The sequence below is a fragment of the Pedococcus sp. P3_C7 genome, from assembly GCF_056402615.1.
Map to the genome: position 1 here is coordinate 257182 of NZ_JBFUHC010000010.1, position 15230 is coordinate 272411.

Genomic DNA, 15230 nt, shown 5'->3' on the forward strand with positions numbered 1-15230 from the left:
GGTCGGCGTGCATCAGCGACGCCGTACGACGTGGGAGAACTCCGCCTCGATCCGTTCGGACGCCCGCACGTAGTAGCGCGCCACGATGATCGCCACCGGGTAGACGACGAACGCGAGGACCAACCAGGGCAGTGGGACCCGGCCCAGGGCCATCGTGCGGGTCGCCGGCACGAGCAGGAACACCAGGGGCAGGCCGCCGAGTCCGACGGCCCCGAACGCCAGCACCCTCAGGGCCAGGCGCAGCTGGGCGGACATCAGGCCGGCCATGTAGACCTCCCCCAGCGTGCTCTGTTCGTCGATGTCACGGGTGAGCGGTCGCAGGTCGCGCCGCGTCGGTGCGTCGCGACGGGTGCTGGTGACCCGGACGCGGATTGGCGCCGGACCGTGGGGCTGCGCCGGCGCGGCGTCCGGTCCCTGGTCGCCGGGTCCGGTCACGACGTGACGCGCGGGGTGGCCCTGAGCAGGCGGTCGCGCAGCTCGCGGGTGTGTCGTCGGCTGACCTGGAGCTCCGCGCCCTCGAGGACGACGCTGCAGCGACCGTGCTCCATCCGAACTTCCCTGATGTGGGCCAGCGACACGAGGGTGCTGCGGTGGATGCGCACGAATCCTGCTGCCGCCCAACGCTCTTCGAGCGTGCTGAGTGGGATGCGCACCAGGTGGGACCCGGCTTCGGTGTGCAGCCTGGCGTAGTCGCCCTGGGCCTGGGCGTAGCGGATCTGGCTCCTGGTGATGAACCTGGTGACCCCGCCGAGCTCGACGGCGATCGTCTCGTCCTCAGGGGCGGCCGCGGTAGCGGTCCCGGACCCGGGGTCGGCGGCCGCCACGACGCGACGCACTGCCTCCGCGAGGCGATCGGCCCGGACCGGCTTCATGACGTAGTCCGTCGCGTCGATGGCGAACGCGTCGACGGCGTGCTGGTCGTGGGCCGTGACGAAGACGACCTGGGGCCGCTCCACGAACCTCGCGATGACCCGCGCGAGCTCCATGCCGTCGAGCCCGGGCATGGAGATGTCGGAGAAGACGACGTCGATGTTGCCGCCGTCGAGCGAACGCAGCGCGTCGGCCCCGCTCGAGGCCGTCATGACCTCGGCGATGCGGTGGTCCTGGCGCAGCAGCCAGCTGAGCTCCTCGAGCGCAGGGGCTTCGTCGTCCACGACGAGCGCGCGCAGCGCTGCGCCCGCGGGGCCGACGGTGGCGTCCTGCGGGCGGCGGGGCTCCGGGTCGGCGGAGGGCGCGCCAGCCATGGGGGAGAGCCTACGACGTGGGGTGGACCCCGGGGGCGTACTTGGGCACCCGGAATGTGACCTTCGTCCCGGCTCCGGGCGCGGTCTCGACCACGAGGCCGAAGTCGTCGCCGTAGACCTGCCGCAGGCGCGCGTCGACGTTGCCCAGCCCGACGTTGTCGCCCTCCGTCCCGCCGTCGAGCACGCTCCTGATCGCCTGCGGGTCCGAGCCCACCCCGTCGTCCTCGATGGTGATGACGGCCTCGGCGCCCTCGTCGCTCGCGGAGATGCTGACGTGGCCACCGCCCTCCTTCGAGGCCAGCCCGTGCCGGACCGCGTTCTCGACGAGGGGCTGGATCGCCAGGTAGGGCACCGTCACGGGCAGCACCTCCGGGGCGATCAACAACGAGATCCGCAGCCGGTCGCCGAACCTCGCCTGCTCGAGCACGAGGTACCGCTCCACGTTGCGCAGCTCCTCGGCCAGCGTGGTGAACGCACCTCCCCGGCGCAGGGCGTACCGCGTGAAGTCGGCGAACTCCAGCAACAGCTCACGGGCGCGCTCGGGGTCGGTCCGTACGAAGGAGGCGATGGCCGCCAGTGAGTTGTAGATGAAGTGGGGGCTGATCTGGGCGCGCAGCGCGCGCAGCTCGGCCTCCATCGTGCGGGTGCGCTGGTGGCCGAGGTCGGCGAGCTCGGCTTGCGTGGCCATCCACCCCGCGACCTCCTCCGTCGCCCGGGCGAGACCGGCCGAGGCGTGCGGACCGTATGCCGCGATGGCGGCGACCACGCGTTCACCGGTGACCACGGGCGCGATCACGGCCGTCCTGGCGGGGCAGTCGGGGTCGGGGCACTGCACCTGGCCGGCCCGCAGGACGATGGTTCGCCCGGTGCGGAGCACCTCCTCCGCGTGTCCTGGTGCGTCGGCGGCGTGGTGCTCCGGCGCTCCGTCCCAGGCCAGCAGCCCGCTCGCATCGCAGACGGCCACCCCCGGGGACCCCAGGAGCTCGCGCAGGTGCTTGGCGGCCTTGGTCGTGCCCTCGGCCGTCAGGCCGTCCTGCAGGTGGCGGGCTGCCATCGAGGCGGTGTGGAGCGTGGCGTGCGTGGCGTGGTCGACCTCGGAGACGAAACCCCGGGCGGCGTTGCGGCCATGACGCACCAGCCGCACCAGGGCGTAGACCAGCACCATGGCGCCCGCGACAAAGATCGCGGTGGGGAGGTTGAAGCTGCCCGACACATCGCGCACTCTAGGCGGAGTCGTGGCCTCCGAGCCGGATCGCCGGCCTGAGCGCCATCGCGAGCGCAGGGCCTCATCACGAGCGCAGGGCCTGATCGCGGGCTCGGAGCGGATCGGCCAACGCCTAGGCTGCTCCCCGTGGTCGACGTCATCGCTTCGCTTCGCCCCCTCGCCGACCTGCCCGGGGTCCCGGAGAAGATCGCAGCCGCCCGCGAGGCGTGTGAGCGGCTGCGCTGGCACGAGGCGCTGCGACGCCGCATCCCCGAGGCTGCGGCCGAGTCGCGGGTGCGAGGTGCCCAGGCCAGCGCGGCGCTGGAGGGCGCGACGGTGCCGCTCGACCTGGTGCGTGACGTCATGCGCGGCGCAGCCCAGTGGCCGCTCGAGCCCGACCCCGTCGAACGCGTGGCCCGCGGAGCGGTGACCGCCACCGCCGAGAGCGAGCACGTGCGGAGCATGGTCGCCAGCGCCCCCCTCCAGGCCCTGGCGAGGCTGCACGTCGCCGCAGCCTCGGGCCTCCTCCCGGACCACCAGCTGGGTCGGCCCCGGATCGAGGGGGAGTCCAGCGCGGAGCTCCTCGACCTAGGGGCGGCCACGGGTGCGAGCGAGCTGCGTGACCGGCTCGAGCTCCTGGTCGGTGTGATGACGGCAGGTTCCGCGGTGCCGGCCCTGGTCGTCGCGGCGCTGGCCCACGCGGAGATCGCGACCCTGCGCCCCTTCGTTCGCGGCAACGGCGTCGTGGCGCGGGCCGTCGAGCGCGCCCTGGTGCAGGCCACCGGGCTCGACCCCACCGGGGTCGTCGTCACCGAAGCCGGTCACGCCACCCAAGGCGGGCCGGCCTACCTCGGCGCGCTCGCGGCATACGGAACCGGCAGTCCGGAGGGGCTGGGACTGTGGATCGGGCACTGCGCCGACGCCATCGTGGCGGGCGCGGCGCAAGGCGAACAGATCTGCGACGCGGTGCGTGCGGGGCGGCTCACCTGACCCGTTCGTGGGGACACGCGCGACGTATTGGATTTCGTGCTTCGTCCGACGTATTGGATTTCCTGCTTCGCCCGGAAGTCAAGGCTTTCCTTTGCCCCGGAGCGGGGGTACACATGGAGGCAAGTCGACGGTCGTGAGGCCGACGACCACCGTGACTCCATCGGGCACCCACGCGCGGGCAGTCCACTGGTGGACCGATCGTGACGGGCTTGTCCCGGTGCGACAACTACAGAAAGCACGCCTGGTAACCCGTGGCGGATCACGGTGCGATGGCACCCCGCTGCGCGGGGTGCCATCCTTCGGTTCGTGGCGGTTTGCGCGCGATGGGCGTCTGTCGCTGCGACGCGACGCCAAAACTCGCCCCGAAACGCGCCGGATCGAGTTGCGGTTGAAGGGTAAATGGTCCACCATGAAGACGTCCGCTCCCCCTTGTGGGTAGAGCGGATCGGCGCACCGGCTCCTCCCCCCCGGAGCTTGGCGCGTCGACGGCCCCGGTTGTCCCCCCGACCGGGGCCGTCCCCTTTCCTCCTTCAATGCAGCCTCCTGCAATGAAGCCTGCTGCAAGGCAGCCTCTTCCAACCCTGCCTCGTGCAAGGCTTCTGAGGTGCGCCGGAACGGCGCCGTGGTGGCTGCGCTCGTCCACAGCGGCGACAGGGCTGGCGGATGGGTCCACAGGACGCCACGTGGTGGTGGCTCCGGTGAATGCGCAGCCCCAGGCTGACGGGCATGGACCACAGGGTGATGGGCGTGATCGGCGCATCAGGCGGGCTGGGGGTGTCGACCCTGGCTGTCGCGCTCGCGGTGCGCGCCGGTCCGCGCGTCGGCGCCACGGTGGCCATCGACGGAGCGCCCGACGGCGGTGCCCTGGATGTGACGGCCTGCCTCGAGCACCTGCCCGGCCTGCGCTGGCCAGACCTGGCGGCAGCGCAGGGTGCACTCGACGGAGCAGCGCTGCTGCGGGCCCTGCCCAGTGAGGCGACGACCAGAGTCCTTTCCGGTGGTTACCCAGGGCTGAGCGATGACGTGGTGGGCGCCGCGGTGGCGGCCCTGGCGCGGGTCTGTGGTGTGGCCGTGGTCGACCTCGGCTGCTCGCTGTGGCTGGCGAACCGGTGCACCGAGCTGGTGGTTGTGGTGGGTACGTCCTCGCGCCACCTCGCGGACGCGATGACCTTGGCCGAGGTGGTCCACGAGCTCGGTCGTCCTGCGGTCCTCGTCGTGAGGACGGGTCGAGGCGATCCGGTCGGCCCCGAGGAGGTGGCGGTCCACCTCGACCTGCCCCTGGTGGGGACGCTTCGCGATGACTCGCGGATCGCGGCCGACGCGGACCGCGGTCGTACTCCGGGCAGTCGCTCCTCGGGGGTGCTGTCGGCCCTGGCCGACTCACTGTTGGGAGCCGGGGCGCCGGACGCCTGGTCCGAGCACCCGGTGGGCGCGTGAGGACGGTGGGCCGATGAGCCAGGAGGCTCTGATCGTGGACCGGATCCGCCGTGGCCAAGGACCAGACTCGGCTGCGGTGACCGATGTCGCCGCGGCCGACGTTGCCCGACTCGGCGACGGGGGCGTGGAGTCCGCGCGCAGCGTGCTGGCCTCCGAGGTCCTTGGACTCGGCCCCCTGGAGGCCTGTGTCGCCGACCCCGACGTCACGGACGTCCTCGTCAACGGTGACGGCTCGGTGTGGCTCGATCGGGGGAGGGGTGGCGTGCAACGGGCCGATGTCGACCTCGAACCGTCGGCAGCGCGACGGTTGGCCGTGCGGCTCGCGGGGCTTGCCGGGCGACGACTGGACGAGAGCCAGCCGTGGGTGGACGGCCTGTTGCCCAGCGGCATCCGGCTGCATGCGATCCTCCCGCCGCTGGTCGACGGCGGCCCCCACGTGAGCCTGCGGGTGCCTCGTGCTTCCGGGGTCGGGCTGGGGGCACTGCGGGCTCGGTGCATGTTCGATGGTGCGGTCGAGGAGCTGCTGCGCGGCCTGGTGCTCGGCCGCTGCTCCTTCGTCGTCAGCGGTGGGACCGGGTGCGGCAAGACCACCCTGCTCGCGGCCATGTTGGCCGAGGTGCCCGAGGCGGAGCGGATCGTCGTCGTGGAGGACGTCCGCGAGCTGGCCGTGGCCCATCCTCACGTCGTGCGGCTCCAGGGTCGTGGACCCAACATCGAGGGTCAGGGCGCCGTGGGGCTCGTGGACCTCGTCCGGCAGGCCCTTCGCATGCGACCCGACCGGCTCGTGGTGGGTGAGGTGCGTGGGGCTGAGGTGCGCGAGATGCTCGCGGCCCTCAACACCGGCCACGAGGGTGGCTGCGGCACCCTGCACGCGAACGCGCCTGCGGACGTGCCACGCCGCTTCGATGCACTCGGTGCGCTCGCGGCGATGCCGAGGGACGCCGTGCAGACCCAGCTCTCCAGCGCGGTGCAAGCGGTGGTGCACGTCGAACGCGGCGTGAGAGGGCGGCGGGTCGCCTCCCTGTCGGTGATCAGGTGGACCGGCGACGAGACGGTCTGCGACCTCGCGCTGGACGTCGCCTCCGGACGGCAGGGCCCCGGATGGGCCCGGCTGGCCACCCTGACCGGAGGACGGGTGTGAGGATCGCCCTGATGGCCGGACTGCTGGTCGCCGCCGCGACCTTGTGGCCCGTCTCCCGCAGTCATCTGCCCATGCGGGAGGGCGGCCAGGGAGGCGACGAGATCCGACCCGCCGGCGTCGCTCGCAGCCGCGGATGGCGCCGTGGGTCTCGTCGAGTGGCCTTCGACGCGGCTCTCGCCGAGCTCGTCGCGGCCGTCGCTGCCCCTCTGCGTGCCGGGGTCGTTCCAGCGGTTGCTCTGGCTGCGGCCGAGCCGAGCTGCGCCGACGACCCCGTGCTCGCCCGCCTGGTGCGAGACCTCGTCGAGGCGACGCGGGCGGGCGCGCCGGCGGCCGAGGTGTGGCTGCGTCACGCCCAATCCCAGGGCAGCGCCGATCTGCAGTTCGTGGGGCGAGCCTGGGCTCTCAGCGAACGGACCGGGGCGCCGCTGGCCGAGGCGCTCGACTCGTGTGAGGGAGTCCTGCGGGCGCGGGAGCGCGGACGACAGCGGCTCGCCAGCGCCGCCGCAGGCCCGCGAGCCTCGATGGCCGTGTTGTGCCTGCTCCCCGCGAGCGGTCCCCTCGTCGGTGCAGCGGTCGGGGTGGATCCTGGCGCACTCTATTTCTCGTCGCCCGCCGCGACAGGCAGTCTCGTGCTCGGGCTGTCCCTGGCCGCCGGGGCCTGGTGGTGGAGTCGCCGGATCCTCCGTCGGGCGACATGACGCTGCTCGCCCTGCTCCTGGTCGGGCTGGCCACGGCCTTGTGGCCGAGCCGGTCTGGGCAAGGAGGGCTTGGACGGCAAGGAGGGCTTGGACGGCAAGGAGGGCTTGGACGGCAAGGAGGGCCGGGAGGGGATCGGCACCATGCGTCGACGGGCATCGTGGCTTGGCCGACCGTCGCCTTCTTCCGCGACCGGAGACCCACCCGACGGCGCCACCTCGCGTCGTCGGACGACGTGGCCGATGCGCTGGTCCTCATCAGCCTGGCCCTTCGCGCTGGCCTCCCGCTGGTCGAGGCCCTGCACCAGGTCCAGGCGGCGTCGACCGGTCGGGTGCGCGGCGAGCTGGCGGCGGTCGTCGCAGCACTGCGTTGGGGACGTCCTGCCCGCGAAGCGTGGTCCTACGCGGGACCGGGCTGGCGGCCGGCTGCGCTGGCGACCCACATGTCCGAACAGACGGGGGCGGCCCCGGCAGCACTCATCGACAGGGCGGCTGCACGGCTTCGCGAGGAGCGCGAACGCGAGCGCGAGCGGGCGGCGGCTCGCGCCGGAGTGCTGCTCGTGCTGCCCCTGGGGCTGGGTTTCCTGCCGGCCTTCGCCTGCACGGCAGTCGTCCCCGTCGTCCTGAACCTCGCCTCGGGTGTCCTGTCAGGAGCATCGTGATCCGCCATCGCCTCGGATACGGGGCCTGCGTGGCCGGGACTGTCCACAGGCGTACCCGCCCTGGCTTCGCGTGCACAGGCCTGAGATGCAGTGCTGGCGGGGGGTGCGCAGACGCGCTGAACTCGGCTGGAACAGGGCGCAGTGCCCGACCTACCACCAAGGAGTCAGCGTGAAATGCAAACTGGTTCAACGAGTTTCGACGCTTCGTCAGCACACCGAAGCAGGCATGACCACGGCGGAGTATGCCGTCGGCACGCTCGCCGCGTGCGCCTTTGCCGCCGTCCTGCTCGCCGTCGTGCGGTCGGGGGCCGTCAAGTCCGCCCTGGCGTCCGTGATCGCCACCGCGCTCGGGTCGGCGGGCTAGGACGCGAGGGCGGGATGGCGACGGCCGAGTTCGCCTGCGCCATCCCCGCCCTGGTCCTCGTGCTCGTCGTGGCCTTGTCGGCGATCACCACCGTGACCGACCAGGTGCGCTGTGTTGACGCCGCGCGCGCCACGGCGCGAGCCCTCGCTCGCGGAGACGATGAGGCGGCAGCCCTCGAGGTGGGGCACCGGCTCGCGCCTCCGCGGGCCGCCTTCTCCGTGACGCGCTCCGACCGGGAGGTCTGGGTCGTGGTTCGGGGAGCTCCGTCCCCGGGACTGCGGTGGCTGGGGTCAGGGGCGTCCCCGACGGGTCAGGCGGTGGCTGCGCGCGAGGACGTCGACTCCAGTGATGCCCCGCTCGGGTCGGAGGCCCTGCCATGAGCCGGCGTGGGTTCGGCCGAGGTGAGCTCGGCGGACGTGGGCTCGGCCGACACGGTCGCGGGGAGATCGGCGGGGTGACGGTGGTCGTCGTGGCGGCCGTGGGGGTGGCCTTCGTCCTGATCGTGGGCGCGCTGGCCCTGTCGAGTGCCGTCGTCGCCACCCACCGTGCGCGGTCCGCCGCCGACCTCGGCGCCTTGGCGGCGTCGCAGGCGTTGCAGGCTGGGGCAGATCCACGGGCGGCCTGCACCGCCGGGGCATCGATCACGGCGAGGAACGGCGCGCGGCCTCAGGGGTGCTTCGTGGCGGGGGACGGTTCGGTCACGGTGAGGGCCAGGGTGACAGCGGGCTTCTCGCTGCCGGGACTGGTGGCCGGGACCACGACGGCGACGGCCCGTGCTGGGCCGTCGCCGTGATGGTGTTCGCGGTCAGTCGCGGGGCGCGGGGTCGCGACCCATGATCTTGTCGGCCACCGTGCGGTGGCCCGGGTGCGCCGAGTCGTCCGCCGCGGCGGGCCTGTCGTTCGAGGTCTCGTCGTCCGCCCGCTCGGTCCGGTCGTCGGTCCGCTCGCCGGCCGTGTCGGGAGTGCCAGCGGTCTGGGCATCGGACACGTGCGCGTCGTGTGAGTCACCGGCAACCGTGTCGCCGCTGTCCCGCTCGAGCACCTGGGTGGAGTCGGCGGACCTGGTCCCGGTACTGGTCCCGGTGGCGGCCCCGGTCTCGGTCTCGGTCCCGGTATGGGACTGGGTCCGCCCGTCAGGAGTCACGCTGTCCGGCTCGGCATCGGACGAGTGGCGGCCAGTCGTGGCGTCGGTGTCGGTCGTCCCCGCGCCTGCGTAGGTCGCGGTGGGTGCAGCGTCCGCGTCGCGGGCACCGCGCGGCCCACCAGCCCCAGTGGCGGCGGCCCCGACACCAGCAGCTCCCGCCGCGCCCGCACCTGCAGCAGCCGTCCGCGAGGCGAACTCCTGCTCGACCTTGCGGCGCTCGTCTGCACGCACCCGCTCCTCGCTGGCCTTCTCGCGGGAGGCGAACTCCTCTTCACGCGAGGCCAGCTCGCTGTCGCGCTCGCGGTCATGGTCGGCCAGGCGGGTCTGGAACTCCTCGTCCCGGATGCGGTCCCGCTCGGCGAGGGCGCTCTGGTGGGTCTCCTCGGCGCGGGCCCGCTCGTCGGCGCGAATGCTTTCCTCGAGCTTGGCCTGACGCTCGGCGTCCTTGGCCTCACGGATTGGACGGCGCCTGCGCTTGATGCTTCCCCGGATCATCGCCAGGCCGAGGACGAGGAGGAGCATCGCCACGGCGCCGGTGGCGAGCATGGCCAGCGGGGTCATTCCCCAGTGGTAGCCGGAGAGCTCCATGTCCACCGGCGAGGTGAGCGAGTCGGTCGCCAGGAAGAGCACGACACCCGCGGCGAGGGCGAGCAGAACAAGGATCAGTCCGAACACGATCACGGGTCGAAACCTCCGACACATCAAGGGTGCGTGGTGCACCGTCCGAAGGGTGCGGGGGCACCCTTCGCTTCGACCCTAGCCGCTGGCCTGCGGGTTTGCCCCTTTCGTCACGTCCGTTCCTTGCCGAGGGCGGACGCGGCCGGCAGCTGGACCTGGCGTCGATCGGACCCCCGTGGCGCGTGGGCCAGCACCGCCCGCAACAGTGCCACGGCCCCGGCCTTGTCGAGCGGTTCGTTGCCGTTGCCACACTTCGGCGACTGCACGCAGGCGGGGCAGCCGCTCTCGCAGCGGCAAGAGCGGACCGTCTCGAGAGTCGAGTCGAGCCAGAGCTCGAAGGAGTCGAACGCGCGCTCGGCGAAGCCTGCACCCCCGGGGTGCCCGTCATAGACCATGATCGTCGGCAGCCCGGTATCAGGATGCAGGGCGGTGGACACGCCCCCGATGTCCCACCGGTCGCAGGTCGCCACCAGAGGCAGCATGCCGATCCCCGCGTGCTCGGCAGCATGGGCGGCACCAGGGATGTCAGGCTCACCCACGCCGGCCGCCTCGAGCCACTCGACCGGCATGGTCCACCACACCGCGCGGGTGCTGAGGGTGCGCTGCGGCAGGTCGAGGGGGTGGGTCCCGATCACCTCGCCGCTGGCCAGCCGCCGCAGGAAGGACGTCACCTGCGTGTGCACCTGCACCGTCCCGAACGACACCCGCACCGGCCCCCAGTCCACGCTGCGCTGCGCACTGACGATGTCGAACGCGCTCACCGACTGCGCGAACGTGCTCCAGCCGGGGTCGCCCCTCACGACGGTCGCCGTCCCGTGGTCGAGGTCGAGGTCGGTCACGACATAGCTGTCGCCCTGGTGCACGTGCACCGCCCCCGTGTGCACCTGCGTGTGCGCCGACGCCTCGTCGATGGTGCCCAGCACCCGGCCGGTGCGCTGGTCGACGATCCCCACGACCTCGCCGGCTCCCCGCAGCGACACGTGGTCGGAGGCCCGGTCGGTGCGTGCCCAGTACCAGCCGCTCGGTCGCCGACGGAGGATCCCGCGCGCCACCAGGGCGTCCACGAGCCCGCGTGCCTGGTCGCCGAACATCGCGAGGTCCGCCTCCCGCAAGGGCAGCTCGGCCGCCGCGGCGGCGAGGTGCGGCCCGAGGACGTGCGGGTTGTCGGGGTCGAGGACAGTGGCCTCCACCGGTTGTCCGAAGACCACGTCGGGATGGTGCACGACATAGGTGTCGAGCGGGTCGTCGGCTGCGACGTAGATCGCCAGCGACCGGGTCCCGGCCCTCCCGGCGCGCCCGGCCTGCTGCCACAACGACGCTCGCGTGCCGGGCCACCCGGCGAGCAGCACGGCGTCGAGTCCGCTGATGTCGATCCCCAGCTCCAACGCGTTGGTCGCCGCGAGTCCCACGATCGCCCCCGAGCGCAGCGATCGCTCGAGCGCGCGGCGCTCCTCCGGCAGATAACCGCCCCGGTATGCCGCGACGGCACCTCCCAGCGCGGGCTCCACCTCCATCAGCGTCCGGCGGGCGCTGGTCGCCAGGGCCTCCACCCCGGCGCGGGACTTGGCGAAGGCCACCGTCTGCACCCGCCCGGAGACCAGGCTCGCGAGCAGGTCGGCCGCCTCGGAGGTGGCCGACCGGCGACCCGCACCCTCTCCGAGGAGTCCCGGTTCCCACAGGGCGAAGGTCATCGCCTCACGAGGTGAGCCGTCCTCCGTGACGGGCGCGACCGGCATACCGACGAGGCGCGAGGCGTGGGCCGCCGGGTCGCGCACCGTCGCCGAGGCGAGCACGAAGGTGGGATAGGAGCCGTAGCGTGCGCACACACGGCGCAGACGACGCAGCAACGCCGCGAGATGGGAGCCGAAGACTCCCCGGTAGGTGTGGCACTCGTCGATGACGACGTAGCGCAGCGCCCGCAGGAACGGCGCCCACCGCTCGTGCAGGGGTAGCAGGGAGTGGTGCACGAGGTCGGGGTTGGTCAGCACGAAGTGGGCGTGGTCGCGGATCCAGCGACGCTCCTCGGTCGCGGTGTCACCGTCATAGGTCGCGGCCCGCACCCCTGGCACGGCCATCGCCTGCACCCGGGCGAGCTGGTCGGCCGCGAGGGCCTTGGTGGGGGACAGGTAGAGCGCTGTCGCTCCGCGACCCGACGGCGCCAGCGCCCCTTCCACCACGGCGGACAGCACGGGTAGGAGGTAGCCGAGACTCTTGCCCGACGCCGTGCCCGTCGCCATGACCACGTGCGACCCGTCGTGGGCCAGGTCGGCGGCCTCCCGCTGGTGGGACCAGAGGGAGGTGACCCCGGCGCCGGCGCACGCGGCATACACACTGGGGTCGACCCATGTGGGCCAGTCAGCGAGCGATGCGGCCCGCGCGGGCACCTCGTGCACGTGCAGCAGCCGCTCGGCTCGCACTCCCGACGCGAGGCCGGCCAGCACCGACTGGGGGTCGAACGGAGCACGGCTCGTCCCGGCGGAATCGGGTGCGGTGGGACCAGAGGTGGACATTGCCGCTACCGTAATCCCGAGGGCAGACGGTGCACCCGTCTGCTCACCAGTGATGGCACCAGCGATGGCAACAGAAGGGGTGAGCGTGGACCTGTCGGTCTCCAGCAGCGAACAGGGCGCCGTGACGATCGTCCACGTGGCGGGCGAGATCGACGTATACACCGCTCCGCTGCTCCGCGAAGTGCTCGACAAGCAGGTGGCTGCGGGTCGCACCGACCTCGTCGTCGACCTCGAGAAGGTCACCTTCATGGACTCCACGGGCCTCGGCGTGCTCGTCGGCAGGCTCAAGCTCGTGCGTGGTCAGAACGGCACCCTGCGCATCGTCAGTGCCCAGGAGCGGATCCTCAAGGTCTTCAAGATCACCGGTCTGGACAAGGTCTTCCACATCTACCCCACGGTCGACGAGGCCTCCGAGGCGTCGAACGTCTGACGAAGTCGGCGTGATGAATTCTCTGTGACCCTGCTCACGCGGCGTCACATACCCTGTGACGTGCATTACCCTCGCCTGCAACGTCCCCTCTGTGGTGCGCCGTCGTGGCGTGCCCTTGGGCGGTCCTGAATGATTCCCCATCGAGGAGGATGGAATGTCGCGCCTTGCGCCTGCCGCCACCGCTGCTGACCTGCAGCTTGACGGCACCAATCTCACCCTGGTCTTCGCCGTGCTCGCCATTGCGATCATCGCGCTGGTCATGGGTGTGTTCTTCCGCCAGCAGGTTCTGGCGGCCGACCCCGGCACCGAGAAGATGCAGGAAATCGGCGCTGCCGTGGAAGAAGGCGCCCAGGCGTACCTCGCCCGCCAGTTCAAGACCCTGAGCGTCTTCATCGTCCTGGTCTTCGGCCTGCTGCTCCTGCTTCCCGCCGACACCTCCGAGGTTCGATGGGGTCGGTCCGCGTTCTTCGTCGTCGGCGCACTGTTCTCCGCCGCCATCGGCTACCTCGGCATGAGCCTGGCCGTCAAGGCCAACGTCCGGGTCGCGTCCGCCGCCCGCGGCGGCGACCGCGACTCGGGTATGCGGATCGCCTTCCGTACCGGTGGCACCGTCGGCATGGCGACCGTGGGCCTCGGCCTGCTCGGCGCCTCCGTCGTGGTCCTGCTCTACCAGGGCGACGCCCCCAAGGTGCTCGAGGGCTTCGGCTTCGGCGCCGCCCTGCTCGCCATGTTCATGCGTGTCGGCGGTGGCATCTTCACCAAGGCCGCCGACGTCGGCGCCGACCTCGTCGGCAAGGTCGAGGCCGGCATCCCCGAGGACGACCCGCGCAACGCCGCGACGATCGCCGACAACGTGGGCGACAACGTCGGCGACTGCGCCGGCATGGCCGCCGACCTGTTCGAGTCGTATGCCGTGATGCTGGTGGCCGCGCTCATCCTGGGTTCCGCCGCCTTCGGCACCTACGGCCTGGTCTTCCCGCTGATCGTGCCCGCAATCGGTGCGGTCACCGCCCTCATCGGCGTCTTCATCACGCGGGTCAAGCCCGGCGAGAACGCCCTCTCGGCGATCAACCGCGGGTTCTACATCTCGGCCGTCATCGCCGCCGTGCTCTCCGGCGTGGCCGCCTACGTCTACCTGCCCGACACGTTCAAGGGGCTCGGCTCCGCCGACGAGACGATTGCCGCTCTCACCGGCGACCCGCGCCGCTCGGCGGTTCTCGCCGTGATCATCGGCATCGTGCTGGCCGCGGTCATCCTGTGGCTCACGGGCTACTTCACGGGCACCGACAAGCGCCCCACCAAGGACGTCGCCCGCACCTCCCTCACCGGCGCGGCCACGGTCGTCCTGTCGGGCATCGGCGTCGGCCTGGAGTCGGCCGTCTACACCGCGGTCATCATCGGCGCGGCCGTCTACGCAGCGTTCCTGCTCGGCGGTGGCTCGGTCGTCCTGTCGCTGTTCCTCATCGCGCTGGCCGGCTGTGGTCTGCTGACCACGGTGGGCGTCATCGTGGCGATGGACACCTTCGGACCGGTCTCCGACAACGCCCAGGGCATCGCCGAGATGTCCGGCGACGTCGACGGCGAGGGCGCGCAGATCCTCACGGACCTCGACGCAGTGGGCAACACCACCAAGGCGATCACCAAGGGCATCGCGATCGCGACCGCCGTGCTGGCGGCCACCGCGCTCTTCGGCTCCTACTCCGACGCCTGGAAGGCCAAGTTCGAGCCCATCTTCACGGCCCTTCAGCAGAAGACCCAGACCGACCTGATGGCCAAGGTCCAGAGTGGCGCCCTGACCCAGGAGGCCGCGCAGGCGCAGTTCTCCTCGACCCTCCAGAAGGCCGCCGCGCCGTTCGACCTGCAGATCGTCACCCCGAGCGTGCTGGTCGGGCTGCTGCTCGGCGCGGCCGTCGTGTTCCTGTTCTCCGGACTGGCCATCAACGCGGTGACCCGCGCCGCCGGCGCCATCGTCTTCGAGGTGCGCCGCCAGTTCCGCGAGCACCCCGGGATCATGGACTACACCGAGAAGCCCGAGTACGGCCGCGTGGTCGACATCTGCACCAAGGACTCGCTGCGTGAGCTCGCGACGCCGGGTCTGCTCGCCGCCCTCACCCCGGTCGCCGTCGGCTTCGGCCTCGGCATCGGGCCGCTGGCCGGCTTCCTCGCCGGTGCGATCGGCACCGGCTGCCTGATGGCCGTGTTCCTCGCCAACTCCGGTGGGTCGTGGGACAACGCGAAGAAGATCGTCGAGGACGGCACCCACGGTGGCAAGGGCAGCGACGCCCACGCGGCCACCGTCATCGGTGACACCGTCGGTGACCCGTTCAAGGACACCGCCGGTCCGGCCATCAACCCGCTGATCAAGGTCATGAACCTCGTCTCGGTGCTCATCGCCCCGGCGGTCGTCACCCTCTCGATCGGCGACGACAAGAACAACGTGGTCCGCTACGGCATCGCTGCCGCCGCGATCATCATCGTCATCGCCGCGGTCGCCGTGTCCAAGGCACGCGACCTGGCGATCGGTGGCGACGGAGACGGTGAGGCTGCCGCGAGGTTCGACGCAGCCGCGCCCGACTCGGGCGAGGCCGAGACCGCTCCCGGCAAGGCAGTCGACGACGCCACCGACGCTGCCGACGCTGCCGACTCGGTCGAGGAGCCGGCGAAGCGCTAGCTCCACGGCATACCCACGCCTGCTGGAACGGACGGGCCGGCTCACCCACCTGGGTGAGCC

At 71.9% G+C, this 15230-nt stretch carries 15 protein-coding genes; 10 read left to right on the forward strand and 5 right to left on the reverse strand.

Annotated elements, in window-relative coordinates:
* Nucleotides 1–12: 12 nt before the first annotated feature.
* Genes AC1DS4_RS15415 through AC1DS4_RS15425 form a run of 3 tightly spaced genes read right to left on the reverse strand, consistent with a single transcriptional unit; the run spans nt 13 to nt 2457 of the window.
* On the reverse strand, nt 13–435 hold the full coding sequence (locus AC1DS4_RS15415; protein ID WP_477633161.1) for a hypothetical protein: 423 nt from the start codon (nt 433–435) through the stop codon (nt 13–15).
* The gene (locus tag AC1DS4_RS15420; RefSeq protein ID WP_477613898.1) at nt 432–1244 is read right to left on the reverse strand and encodes a LytR/AlgR family response regulator transcription factor; all 813 of its coding nucleotides are present in this window, start codon (nt 1242–1244) and stop codon (nt 432–434) included. Before AC1DS4_RS15420 ends, AC1DS4_RS15415 begins: the two co-directional genes overlap by 4 nt.
* A 10-nt stretch (nt 1245–1254) precedes the next feature.
* The gene (locus AC1DS4_RS15425) at nt 1255–2457 is read right to left on the reverse strand and encodes a sensor histidine kinase (RefSeq protein WP_477633162.1); all 1203 of its coding nucleotides are present in this window, start codon (nt 2455–2457) and stop codon (nt 1255–1257) included.
* Nucleotides 2458–2595: 138 nt separating this feature from the next.
* Between AC1DS4_RS15425 and AC1DS4_RS15430 the strand changes: the two genes are divergently transcribed.
* The 8 genes from AC1DS4_RS15430 to AC1DS4_RS15465 all read left to right on the forward strand — a co-directional run bounded on the left by AC1DS4_RS15430 (nt 2596) and on the right by AC1DS4_RS15465 (nt 8530).
* Nucleotides 2596–3438 carry a Fic family protein gene (locus AC1DS4_RS15430; protein WP_477633163.1) on the forward strand — a complete coding sequence of 281 codons (843 nt, stop codon included), beginning with the start codon at nt 2596–2598 and terminating at the stop codon, nt 3436–3438.
* Nucleotides 3439–4164: 726 nt separating this feature from the next.
* Nucleotides 4165–4875, forward strand: a complete 711-nt coding sequence (locus AC1DS4_RS15435) for a CpaE-like family protein (RefSeq protein WP_477633164.1) — start codon at nt 4165–4167, stop codon at nt 4873–4875.
* Between the two features lie 13 nt (nt 4876–4888).
* Complete coding sequence (locus tag AC1DS4_RS15440) at nt 4889–6016, forward strand: TadA family conjugal transfer-associated ATPase (protein WP_477613894.1); 1128 nt, start codon at nt 4889–4891, stop codon at nt 6014–6016.
* Nucleotides 6017–6027: 11 nt separating this feature from the next.
* Nucleotides 6028–6714: a type II secretion system F family protein gene (locus tag AC1DS4_RS15445; RefSeq protein ID WP_477624741.1), complete on the forward strand. Its 687-nt coding sequence runs from the start codon at nt 6028–6030 to the stop codon at nt 6712–6714.
* Nucleotides 6715–6872: 158 nt separating this feature from the next.
* Nucleotides 6873–7373, forward strand: coding sequence for a type II secretion system F family protein (locus tag AC1DS4_RS15450; protein ID WP_477633165.1), 501 nt, complete (start codon nt 6873–6875; stop codon nt 7371–7373).
* A gap of 85 nt (nt 7374–7458) precedes the next feature.
* Nucleotides 7459–7737, forward strand: a complete 279-nt coding sequence (locus AC1DS4_RS15455) for a DUF4244 domain-containing protein (protein ID WP_477613891.1) — start codon at nt 7459–7461, stop codon at nt 7735–7737.
* A 14-nt stretch (nt 7738–7751) separates the two neighbouring features.
* Nucleotides 7752–8117 (forward strand): TadE family type IV pilus minor pilin, encoded by a 366-nt coding sequence (locus AC1DS4_RS15460; RefSeq protein ID WP_477633166.1) that lies wholly within the window; start codon nt 7752–7754, stop codon nt 8115–8117.
* Nucleotides 8114–8530, forward strand: coding sequence for an Rv3654c family TadE-like protein (locus AC1DS4_RS15465; protein ID WP_477633167.1), 417 nt, complete (start codon nt 8114–8116; stop codon nt 8528–8530). The genes AC1DS4_RS15460 and AC1DS4_RS15465 overlap by 4 nt, the downstream gene beginning before the upstream one ends.
* 12 nt (nt 8531–8542) lie before the next feature.
* Here AC1DS4_RS15465 and AC1DS4_RS15470 read toward each other — a convergent pair whose 3' ends face one another.
* Both AC1DS4_RS15470 and AC1DS4_RS15475 read right to left on the reverse strand, forming a co-directional pair.
* Nucleotides 8543–9562: a hypothetical protein gene (locus AC1DS4_RS15470; RefSeq protein WP_477613888.1), complete on the reverse strand. Its 1020-nt coding sequence runs from the start codon at nt 9560–9562 to the stop codon at nt 8543–8545.
* Nucleotides 9563–9669: 107 nt separating this feature from the next.
* Nucleotides 9670–12069 (reverse strand): DEAD/DEAH box helicase, encoded by a 2400-nt coding sequence (locus tag AC1DS4_RS15475; RefSeq protein WP_477633168.1) that lies wholly within the window; start codon nt 12067–12069, stop codon nt 9670–9672.
* A gap of 85 nt (nt 12070–12154) precedes the next feature.
* Here AC1DS4_RS15475 and AC1DS4_RS15480 point away from each other — a divergent pair, with 85 nt between their 5' ends.
* Entirely contained in the window at nt 12155–12499 is a 345-nt protein-coding gene (locus AC1DS4_RS15480; protein WP_477613886.1) for an anti-sigma factor antagonist, read from the forward strand.
* 154 nt (nt 12500–12653) lie between these two features.
* Nucleotides 12654–15170 (forward strand): sodium-translocating pyrophosphatase, encoded by a 2517-nt coding sequence (locus AC1DS4_RS15485; RefSeq protein WP_477613885.1) that lies wholly within the window; start codon nt 12654–12656, stop codon nt 15168–15170.
* The last annotated feature ends 60 nt before the right edge of the window (nt 15171–15230 follow it).

Coding starts and splice junctions, on each gene's coding strand:
- AC1DS4_RS15420 (WP_477613898.1), bottom strand. CDS start 1,244: ATGGCTGGCGCGCCCTCCGCCGACCCGGAGCCCCGCCGCCCGCAGGAC.
- AC1DS4_RS15435 (WP_477633164.1), top strand. CDS start 4,165: ATGGACCACAGGGTGATGGGCGTGATCGGCGCATCAGGCGGGCTGGGG.
- AC1DS4_RS15440 (WP_477613894.1), top strand. CDS start 4,889: ATGAGCCAGGAGGCTCTGATCGTGGACCGGATCCGCCGTGGCCAAGGA.
- AC1DS4_RS15445 (WP_477624741.1), top strand. CDS start 6,028: ATGGCCGGACTGCTGGTCGCCGCCGCGACCTTGTGGCCCGTCTCCCGC.
- AC1DS4_RS15455 (WP_477613891.1), top strand. CDS start 7,459: ATGCAGTGCTGGCGGGGGGTGCGCAGACGCGCTGAACTCGGCTGGAAC.
- AC1DS4_RS15460 (WP_477633166.1), top strand. CDS start 7,752: ATGGCGACGGCCGAGTTCGCCTGCGCCATCCCCGCCCTGGTCCTCGTG.
- AC1DS4_RS15465 (WP_477633167.1), top strand. CDS start 8,114: ATGAGCCGGCGTGGGTTCGGCCGAGGTGAGCTCGGCGGACGTGGGCTC.
- AC1DS4_RS15475 (WP_477633168.1), bottom strand. CDS start 12,069: ATGTCCACCTCTGGTCCCACCGCACCCGATTCCGCCGGGACGAGCCGT.
- AC1DS4_RS15485 (WP_477613885.1), top strand. CDS start 12,654: ATGTCGCGCCTTGCGCCTGCCGCCACCGCTGCTGACCTGCAGCTTGAC.